General features: G+C 70.5%; 7 protein-coding genes. 3 read left to right on the forward strand and 4 right to left on the reverse strand.

The genetic code is table 11. The annotated features are described in order from the left end of the window. The first annotated feature begins 52 nt into the window (after positions 1-52). Positions 53-1,855, forward strand: coding sequence for a DEAD/DEAH box helicase (locus HYG95_RS23070; protein ID WP_181700988.1), 1,803 nt, complete (start codon positions 53-55; stop codon positions 1,853-1,855). 81 nt (positions 1,856-1,936) lie between these two features. After that, a complete protein-coding gene (locus HYG95_RS25005) occupies positions 1,937-5,674 on the forward strand; it encodes an AAA domain-containing protein (protein WP_370465893.1) in 3,738 nt (1,245 codons plus the stop codon). A gap of 231 nt (positions 5,675-5,905) precedes the next feature. Here the strand turns inward: HYG95_RS25005 and HYG95_RS23080 are convergent, their stop codons facing one another. The 4 genes from HYG95_RS23080 to HYG95_RS23095 are packed head-to-tail and all read right to left on the reverse strand — an operon-like array spanning position 5,906 to position 8,929. Further along, positions 5,906-6,610 carry an ESX secretion-associated protein EspG gene (locus HYG95_RS23080; protein ID WP_181700990.1) on the reverse strand — a complete coding sequence of 235 codons (705 nt, stop codon included), beginning with the start codon at positions 6,608-6,610 and terminating at the stop codon, positions 5,906-5,908. After that, a complete protein-coding gene (locus tag HYG95_RS23085; RefSeq protein WP_181700992.1) occupies positions 6,607-7,917 on the reverse strand; it encodes a WXG100 family type VII secretion target in 1,311 nt (436 codons plus the stop codon). Before HYG95_RS23085 ends, HYG95_RS23080 begins: the two co-directional genes overlap by 4 nt. Continuing rightward, a complete protein-coding gene (locus HYG95_RS23090) occupies positions 7,910-8,305 on the reverse strand; it encodes a hypothetical protein (RefSeq protein ID WP_067491310.1) in 396 nt (131 codons plus the stop codon). The genes HYG95_RS23085 and HYG95_RS23090 overlap by 8 nt, the downstream gene beginning before the upstream one ends. Before the next feature lie 18 nt (positions 8,306-8,323). Further along, on the reverse strand, positions 8,324-8,929 hold the full coding sequence (locus tag HYG95_RS23095; protein WP_181700994.1) for an alpha/beta fold hydrolase: 606 nt from the start codon (positions 8,927-8,929) through the stop codon (positions 8,324-8,326). 103 nt (positions 8,930-9,032) lie between these two features. Here HYG95_RS23095 and HYG95_RS23100 point away from each other — a divergent pair, with 103 nt between their 5' ends. Beyond that, positions 9,033-9,920, forward strand: a complete 888-nt coding sequence (locus HYG95_RS23100; RefSeq protein ID WP_181700996.1) for an SMP-30/gluconolactonase/LRE family protein — start codon at positions 9,033-9,035, stop codon at positions 9,918-9,920. Positions 9,921-10,145: the final 225 nt, after the last annotated feature.

Consider the following 10,145-nt stretch of genomic DNA (forward strand, 5'->3'; position numbering starts at 1 on the left):
GTATTCACCCGGTGGCCCGATCAGCTACCGCCAGGCAGTAAACTCGTGGTCAATGAACACAAATGAGGTCGACAGCGTTCCTGCCGACGACGACAGGCACGACAACGGCCCGACTTTCGCCGATCTCGGGATCGATGACCGCGTCCTGGCGGCCATCGCCGACGTGGGCTACGAGTCGCCGTCGCCGATTCAGGCGGCCACGATTCCCCCACTGCTCTCCGGGTCCGACGTCGTCGGCCTGGCCCAGACCGGCACCGGCAAAACCGCGGCATTCGCGATCCCGATCCTGATGAATCTGGACACCGCGCAGAAGAAGCCGAGCGCGCTGGTGCTCGCGCCGACCCGCGAACTCGCGATCCAGGTCGCCGAGGCATTCGGCAAGTACTCCTCGCACATCCCCGGTCTCCACGTGCTGCCGATCTACGGCGGCCAGAGCTACGGCGTGCAGCTGTCGGGTCTGCGCCGCGGCGCGCATGTGGTCGTCGGTACGCCCGGCCGCGTCATCGACCACCTGGAGAAGGGCACGCTCGACCTGACCGAGCTGCGCTACCTGGTGCTCGACGAGGCCGACGAGATGCTCAAGATGGGCTTCCAGGAGGACGTCGAGCGCATCCTGCGCGACACTCCGCGGGACAAGCAGGTCGCCCTGTTCTCGGCCACCATGCCGGGCGCGATCCGCAAGATCTCCAAGCAGTACCTCAACGACCCGGTCGAGATCACGGTCAAGTCCAAGACCACGACCAACACCAACATCACCCAGCGCTATGTGCAGGTGTCGCACCAGCGAAAGCTCGACGCGCTCACCCGTGTCCTCGAGGTCGAGGACTTCGAGGCGATGATCATCTTCGTGCGCACCAAGCAGGCCACCGAGGAGCTGGCCGAGAAGCTGCGCTCGCGCGGTTTCTCCGCCGCCGCGATCAACGGTGACATCGCGCAGAACCAGCGTGAACGCACCATCGGTCAGCTGAAGTCGGGTGCGCTCGACATCCTCGTCGCCACCGATGTGGCCGCGCGTGGTCTCGACGTGGACCGCATTTCGCATGTCGTGAACTACGACATCCCGCACGACACCGAGTCGTATGTGCACCGCATCGGCCGCACCGGTCGCGCGGGCCGCTCGGGTCAGGCGCTGCTGTTCGTCGCGCCGCGTGAACGTCATCTGCTCAAGGCGATCGAGCGGGCCACTCGGCATCCGCTCACCGAGATGCAGTTGCCGAGCGTCGACGACGTGAACGCGACCCGCGCCGCGAAGTTCGGTGACTCCATCACCGAGAACCTGGCCTCGGACAAGATCGAGCTGTTCCGCAAGCTGATCGAGGACTACGAGGCCGAGCACAACACCCCACTGGTCGATATCGCCGCCGCGCTGGCGGTCGGTGGATACGACGGGGACAACTTCTTCATGTCGCCCGAGCCGGAGCCCGCGCCGCGTCGCGAACGCGACCGGGACCGTGATCGCGAGCGTGCCCCGCGCCAGTTCGACGACGAGGACCGTGGACCGCGTCCGCCGTCGTTCTCCCGCGAGAGCGGTGCGGAGCTGGCCACCTACCGGATCAGCGTCGGCAAGCGGCATCGCGTGGTGCCCGGCGCGATCGTCGGCGCCATCGCCAACGAGGGTGGGTTGCGGCGCAGCGACTTCGGGCACATCAGCATCCGGCCCGACTACAGCCTGGTCGAGCTGCCCGCGAACCTGCCGAACGAAACGCTGGAAGCGTTGCGGCGCACCAGGATCAGCGGTGTGCTCATCCAGCTGCAGCCGGATCAGGGCCCGCCGTCGCAGCGGCTCAATTCCCGTGGTCCCCGGCGTGACCGTGAGGCCCGTCCGCGTACCGAACGGCGTAAGCCGCGCACGTAGCGCACCACCGCACGTAGACAAGTCCATGGGTCGCTCCATGGGCTGTCTCGGCGCTGGCTAAGGTGTTGCCGTCGGGTGTGCGTGAACACAGGAGGGCCGCGTTTGTTCGTCTCCGGTGATCGGGTGATCGGTGCTGTCGGCGATCTCGTGCGCGCGGCGGACTGCGAGTTCGCGCTGCTGCGCGCGGTCGACGCCGCCCTCGGCAACCTCCCCGGCACCCGCGACGCCGCCGCGAACCTCGTGCGCGCCGTCGACGTTTCCCCGGAGTTGCTGCGGCACTTCGGTGACCGGCTGATCCACCTCCCCACCCCCGATGCCGTCGACGCCACCACCCTCACCGAAGCCGCCGCACGCACCACGGACGCCTTGCGGACCGGTGCCGAGGCGATCGCCGGTGCGGTCTTCTTCGACGGTCGATTCGTCTGCCAGGCAGACCTTCTCGTGCGCGACGGTGCGCGGTACGTAGTGCACAGTGCCGTCGCACCTGCGCGAGTGGGGGTCCTGGGCGATGGGCCTCGGCATGACGACGGCGGGCCTTCGGGTATCGGCTTGCCCAGGCGTTCACGTGGAAATGACGACGCGCAGGACCGCGACGTGGATGGCGAGTCGCGCGGGGACCGGGGCGCCGAGGCCGACCGTGACGCGGACAGTGGCGTGTCGCCCGTGCTCGCTGAGTCACGTTCTGGTGCCGCGGGGTTCGTTGATGCCGACGACCACAGGGTGTTGCGGCGTGAACTCGCGGCGGGGCGGACGCCGTTCGAGCGGGTTTCGGCGTCGGTGCGGTCGGTGGGGGTCGATCCGGTTCGGCTGGAGCTGTGTGCTCGGGTCGAAGTGGCTGCGTGCGTCGAGGCATTGGCGGCGGCCGGGGTGGATGTCGACCCGGTGGCGCGAATTTCGACGCCGACCGGTGAACATGGCGTGGTCGCAGCGGAACTCGAGCCGATCTACCGGGCGCGACGGGCGCGGGTGGAGCGCGTGGTCGAGGAGAAGCTCACCGAATTGCTGCCCGTGCAGTGGGGTGATCCGCGCTATCTGGCGTGTGGGCAGTGCCCGACCTGCCGTGCGGCGGCTGCGACCGCACGGGACTTGCTGCTGGTAGCGGGGATTCGGCCCACCCAGCGCGCCCGGCTGCGCGAAGCCGGTGTGCTCACCATCGACCGTCTCGCCGCCACCACCGTTCCCGTCCCGGGTCTCGCCCCGCGCACGGTCACCGAACTGCGCCGCCAAGCCGACATCCAACTCACCCGCGAACGCACCGCAACGCCCACCTTCGCTCTGCGCGACGCCACCGCCCTCGGCGCACTCCCCACCCCGCGCCCCGGCGACCTGGCATTACTCATCGACCTGGACCGCCGGGGAACCATCACCTCGGTAGAACTCGCCGACGCGACAACCACTGTCTTCCGCCCGGAACCCTCGCCTATCGCGTCGACCGATCCGCGCTACGCGCAGGCGAGCGACTACGGATCATTCGCCAGGAACGGCGGGCTCGGGTCCGACGAGCGGAACGGTGGCGCTCTCGGAGCTTTCGCGAGGGGCGCCGGAGGGCTCGGAACTACAGCGACGGGTGGGGGCGAGCTCGGGCCGTCGACACAGGACGGGTACGGCCCGGACGTGCTCGAGGAACTGCTCGACATCATCGGTGAGCATCGGGCCCTGGATCCGGATGTGCGGGTCTATCACTACGGGTCGGCGGTCCGGACGGCGCTGCTCGGCTGGTCGGGACGCTTCGGTGTCGGAGCCGATCAGCTCGACGAACTGCTCGCCGACGGGGCACTGGTCGACCTGGCACCCGTAGTGCGGACCGCATTGCTGATCGGTGAGCAGTCCTACGACGTCGCCGGATTGGCCGCCCTGGTGCCGGGCGCACACGGTCGTGCGGCCACCGTGCTGGGGATCAGGGACTGGTTGCTCGAGCGGGCGGCCGAGGCGGGGATCGAGGTGCCCGGCCCACGGTTCGCGGTGGCCGAGACGGACATTCCGCCGTCGTTGCGCACGGGTTCACTGGAGGCCGCACTGGCCGAATTCGCCGCCGACGCATACGGCGACGCGGCCCGGGCGGCCGCGCTCACGGCCGCGGTGCTCGGGTATCACCGGCGTGAACGGCAGCCCAGGTGGTGGGCGCACATCGACCGGCTCGGGCACCCGGTGGGGGAGTGGGCCGACGCGCCGGGCGTGCTGGTCGCCGAGTGGGGCACCGTCGACACCAAATGGCATCGCACACCCCAGCTTCCGACGATGCGCCGCTACCTCACCCTCACCGGTCGTCTCGGCACCGGTGCCACGCTGACCCCCGGCACCCAGATGATCACCATCTACGACGGTGCGGCGGCAGCGGGCATGACCCAGACGCTCGGCAGACGCGCCACCGCCACGGCCACCGTCCTCGGCTGCGCGGTGGACGCCGATTTCGACGACACAGTGCGCCTGGAAGAGCTGCTCCCGGCGGGCTGCCCGCCCTACGACGACCTACCCGCCGCCATCGCCCCCGGCCCACCCGACGGCGAGGCCGACCTCGAGGCCGCCCTGGAAGCCACCGCCCAGGACCTGCTGGTGACGTTGCCGTCCGTGCCCGCGAATGCGGTCTACGACCTGCTGCTGCGGCGCCCGCCCCGCCTGCACGAGGGCGCACCGTTACCGCAGGTCGACGGCGATATCGCACACGCCATGGCCCAGGCGACGGCCGCACTCGACGCCTCCTACCTGGCTGTGCACGGACCGCCCGGCACCGGCAAGACCGGGACGACGGCCCGCGCCATCGAGCGCCTCGTCACCCGCAAGCGGTGGCGGATCGGGGTGGTCGCGCGCTCACACGAGGTGATCGAGCGGATCTTCGACGCGGTCGTGGAGGCCGGGTTGCTGCCCGAACTCGTCGCGAAGAAGGACGTGGCGTCGGTGGGCCGCGAATGGTCGGCGATCGAGGGCAGCCGGTATCCACGATTCCTCGACAATGCGGTGAACGGGTGCGTGATCGGCGGCACCACAGCCGATTTCGTCGACGAAACCCTCATCGCCCCCGGCTCGCTCGATCTGCTGGTGATCGCCGACGCGGGCGAATGCTCGCTCGCCGACACCGTCGCCGTCGCGGTGAGCGCGCGCAACCTGCTGCTCGTGGGTGACCCCGAGCCCGCACTCGCCCAGGCCGAACACCCTGAGCCGATCCATGTTTCGGCCCTGGAGTGGCTGTGCGACGGCGCGGCCACCCTGCCACCGGAGTACGGCTACTTCCTCGACCGCACCTGGCGGATGCACCCGGCGGTGTGCGCGCCGGTGTCGGTGAGCTGCTACGACGGCAAGCTCACGGCGGTCGAAGCCGTCACCCGCGCCCGCGATCTCGCCGGGATCGCGCCCGGGGTGAGCACGGTGTTCGTCGAACATCGTGGCAGCGCGACCGAATCCGATGCCGAGGCCCGTGAGGTGGTGCGCCGCGTGCGCGCCCTGCTCGGCGAAACCTGGACCTCCGGTGCGCGCACCCGCAAACTGCACCCGCACGACGTCTTCGTCGTGGCCCCTTACGCAGCGCAGGTGGCGCGCATCCGAACCCTGCTGGCGCGCGCGAAGATCGAGGACGTCCTCGTCGGCACCCCCGACCGTTTCCGGGGCCGGGAAGCCGCCGTCGTCGTCCTGTCGATGACCACCTCCACACCCGACGACGCCCCCTTCGGTATGCGAGCCCTCCTCTCGCGCACCGTCATCCACGCCACCCTGTGCCGCGCCATGTGGAAAGCGATCATCATCCGCTCGCCGCTGCTCACCGAGTACCTCCCGGACACTCCGGAAGAACTCGCCGCCCTGCGCGGCTTCCTCCAGCTCGGTTGAGCACTCGGCGGCACATCAACCGTCGCACGGCGCAGGCGCACGCACTCGATCGGCAATCCGCCCCGCGAGCTGTGACGGTGGGCGCGGTCTACGCCTAGATCCGATACCGCCCATCAACTCCGACCGATTCAACCGCCTGCCCCTACGCCGAACCGGGCCGCCGCATGCACCGCACCGGCGACCTCGTCGTTACCTGTGGCTGCGAGGGCCGCCCGGACCGATCGCCGCGGGTCAAGCGGCGCGCAACAGCCGCCGCAGCCAGTCGGCGGCGGTGTCCGGTGTCGCCGGGGCGACCGACACCTGGTGCCCGGAGTGGATCAGGTAGCGGCCGTCGCCGGTGACGTCGATCCAGGACAGGACACCGGTGGCCGGTTCGTCGGCACCCGGGGCGACGAGGATCTGGCCGATGCCGGTGCGCGGGCGTTGGAGGAGTTTGCGGATGCGGGCGGCGTCGGAGGGGCCTGCGACGGGGACGGTGACCAGGTCGCGGCTGTCCTCGCGCACGCGCGCCGCCGGTGCGGCGATGCGCGGACCGGTGCCCACGGGTTGGCGCGGCATCCGGGAAAAGACCTGGGGCGCGAAGCGTTTCGTCGCACCGACTTGAACGTGCAGGTCGCCACCTCGGTCGGCCGCGATGCCGGGCGACTGCACGGCGAGCACCGCCACGTCCCCCGCGACGGCACCGAGCATGCGCACCGGCGCGGGCGCGTGTCCACACACCTCCACCCGGATCTCCGGTTTGGCCAGCACGCGCAGCGCCGCCGAGAGGTCGGGGTCGAGGGTGCGGGCGCACCAGGCGTCGAGTGCCGGTCGGGCGGCCGCCCGCTCGGCGGTGTCGCGGGCGGACGCGCGAACGGCGAGCGGATACGGGATCCGGTCACCGTCGGTACGCGCCCAGGCCAGCGCGAACTGGTCGGGCGTGAGGTGCCAGTTCACTCCTGCTCGGTCCACTCTCCGAGCACGGCGGGACTGGTCGGTTCCAGCTTCCCGATCAGTGGGTTCACCTCGTCGGCGGGTTCGAGGAAGGTGGGTTCCTCCTCGAGGAAGCGCAGGAATTCGTCGTCGTCGTCCTCGATCTCGGTCTGGGCGGGTGGGCGCGGGCCGCCGGGTGCGCGGGTGTGGTCCGCCGCGACCATCGCGCCACCCATGAGTCCACCGATCGCGCCCGCACTCATTCCGGCAGCCGCTTCACCACCGGCCACGGTGGGATCTTGGCGGACGTCCTCGGACGACGCCGATCGCGTGGCTGAAGAACCGGATTCGCCGAGCGAAGCCGCCTGTGTCGCCGGTGAACCGGATTCCTTCCGCGAGGCGTTCGCGCGTTTCCCGGCCCGCCCGAGCGCGCCGGCGGGAACAGGGCCCACGATGGGCACTCCACTCGCAGCGCCGGACCCGCCTAGGGCACCGGACACGGCACTCGGCGTGCCCACTCCGGACGCGGCCGCTGCCGGGGCGACCGCTGCGGAACCGCCTGCGAACAGGGAAGTGCTCGCCGTCGAGCTACTCACACTCGCCGGTGAAACCGCAGCACCGGAGCCGTCTGCCGTCGACCCTCCCACCGCATCGGAAACGGCGTTCCCTGCTGCCGCACCGGTAACCGCGACATCGGACCCCTCGCCGGTAACCGCCGTGACCACCGGCGAAGGCACCGCACCGAGCGCACCGCCGACCGCTACATCCGTTGTGCTCGAAGCGATCTCGCCGAAGGCTGGCACCCCCGACCCGGTGGGCACGAAAGCCCCCGCGTAGATCGTCTCCATCGCCTGCACCGCATCCAGCCGGGCGTTCTCGGCTTCCCGCGAAATCGTGGCATTGTCCGTGGCCTGCTGCGGATCGAGCAGCGCGCCGTCCGGATCGGGCTGCGCCGCAGCGGGTTCGGCGACTGCGGCGCGAATCGACTCCGCCGCGTCACCCGCCTGGCACAGCCGGACACCGACCGCCGTCAGCACATCCGCGATCTGCCGACCCACCTGCTCGAACGTGCGAAGGGCATCGACGGCGGACTGTGCCGCCGACCCGCGCCACCCGTCGGCGATCGCGGCCCGGATCTCGGCATGCGCGTTGTCGACCTCGTCACCGACTGCGGTGGCCGCGGTGAGATACAACTGCCCGCCACTGCTCAAGGCGGCCGGGTCGAGTTGCTGTACCGCCGTGTGGATTTCGGAATGCGACAGGCTGTCGAACACCTCGACGACGGCCACGTAGTCCGGGTCGGTCCCCGGTGCACCGGAAATGCTACGCATGTCCATCACCCGTCTCGATCGCCCGGACCGCGCTCGCCATCGCCTGATCGCTCTCCTGGTAGGCGGCCCCGGCGGCCCGCAGCACGGCGGCCAGCTGACGAGCCGTCGCGGCGTAGGCACGCAACTGGTCGAGGGCATTACCGGTCTTGGTCTCGAAGCCGGTGCGCAGCGCGGCACCCGAGGGCAGCCCACCGAAGCCGGGCAGCGTAGCGGCCTGCGTCAAGGCCTGCACCTGCGCGTCGACGGCGGCGGCGAGACGTTCGTAGCGCAGCGCGCACCGTTCGGTCGCGCCGTCGGCGACGAGCACCCCGTCGACCCACAGTCCGCCCTCCTCGACGGCCTGACCGAGCGCCGCCGTATTCGGCAGCCCCGTGCGATTCGATTGCACCGCTTCCCCCTTCGTCGTTCAGTCCGCCGTGGCGAGTACCCACCGCGCGATATCGTCGGCCACGCGGTCCCGCACCGGCTCGTGCAACAGGTCGTGACCGGCGTCGGCGTACTCGCGCAAATCTACCGATCCATACCGCTGTGTCCATAGCCGCATCGCATCGATCGGTGCCCGGCGGTCATCGATTCCGTGCACCGCGAGCGTCGGCAGGCGCGGATCTGGCGCGGTCTCGGTGGCCCGGCGCGGTGTGCCGCACAGGACGAGTCCGCGCAGGTCGGCGGGCTGATCGACGGCGATGGCGAGCGCGGTGACGGCGCCGAGAGAGTGGCCCATGAGCACCGGCGCGGAGGTGGTTTCGGCGCGCACCAACTCGAGCAGGCCCCTGGCATCGGCGACCAGGTCGCCGAGGGTGCCCGGCGCGTGCGGATCGCCTTCGCTCAGGCCCTGTCCCGAGGTGTCGAGGGTCCACAACTCGATGCCGGTGGCGGCCAGCGCGGCACCGAATCGGTGATAGTGCCCGCTGTGCTGACCGGTGCCGGGCAGCAACACGACGGTCGCGGCGACCAGGCCGGTTGACCTGCGCCGGTAGTGCAGACGGCCACGCGCGCTGTCGAAGTAGGGCACCGGCCGATTATCCGCACCTGCCAAAGCATCGCGCCAGCCGTTACACTTCGCCAGTCCACCCGGTTCAGAGTCGAGGTCGTCCATGTTGTCGTTGCGTCGTTGTGTGGCAAGCATTGTCGTCGGTGCGGCAGGCGTGAGCACCGCGGTCACCGGCGTCGCCGGTGCCGACCCGGTCGCCGCCTGTGGGCGGGCCGGTCAGGAGATCGCGATCCACTCGACGGTCCCACTACTGGACTGGTCGGAGAACTTCGGCATCGACGAGCGCGGTGACGTGTGGGTGTCGCGCGTGCTGCGCGGTGAGGTGCAGCGCTACGACAGCGCCGGAAAGCTCACCGCCACGGTGGATATCGCGGCGCCCGGCGCCGTCCGACTCGGTCCCGACGGCCTGCTCTACGTGGTCACCGGCAATTCGCCGCTGTCGGATTCCGGCGGTGTCGTCCGATTCGACCCGACCGCCGCCGACCCGGTGCCCGAACCCTTCGCCACCGGTTTCATCCACCCCAACGGCGCCGCCTTCGACGCCCAGGGCAACCTGTACGTCACCGCCCGCGACGGCGTGCACCGCATCTTCCCCGACGGCACCGAGGACATGACCTGGTGGTCGAACGCCACCGTCGAGGGGCCCAATGGTGTTGTGGTCTCCGGTGATTCGGTATACGTCACGGCGAACTACGTCGACAGCGCGGCCGGTCCGGTCGGCCGGGTGCTGCGCTTGTCGCGCACGAACCCGGCGGTGAGCACAACCATCGCCGACCTGACCTCGTTCGGTTCGCTGCCCGATTTCGTCGATGACCTGGTCCTGCGCGACGGCGCACTGTACGTGACGACCTTGACCGGACAGCTGGTGCGCGTCGACCTGGCCACGGGCGGTGCCTGCACGATCGCCGCCACCCAGCCGCTCACCGCCGTCGTCGCCGACCCGGCCGACTCGTCGGCGCTGCTCGCGGGCACCGAAGAGGGAACCGTCCTGCGCATCCGCCCGCGCGGCTGACCCGAATCTTTCGCACGACAAACGGCCGCCGACATCAGTCGACGGCCGTTTCGATCCTGGTGCCCGGCGGCCGATCAGCCGCCCACGCTCAGCGCTGACGGCGGAGCCGGGGGAGCAGGCGCGGGCGCCGGCTGCGGCGCCTCCGCCGGTGCGGGGGCCGGAGCGGGCGTTTCGGGGGCGGGTGCCTGCGACTGTGCCGCACCGGCGCCGGGCGCACCCGAACCG

Source organism: Nocardia sp. GTS18 (assembly GCF_013839555.1).
In the GTDB taxonomy this organism is placed as follows: Bacteria; Actinomycetota; Actinomycetes; order Mycobacteriales; family Mycobacteriaceae; genus Nocardia; species Nocardia rosealba.

Coding starts and splice junctions, on each gene's coding strand:
- HYG95_RS23070 (WP_181700988.1), top strand. CDS start 53: ATGAACACAAATGAGGTCGACAGCGTTCCTGCCGACGACGACAGGCAC.
- HYG95_RS23085 (WP_181700992.1), bottom strand. CDS start 7,917: ATGCGTAGCATTTCCGGTGCACCGGGGACCGACCCGGACTACGTGGCC.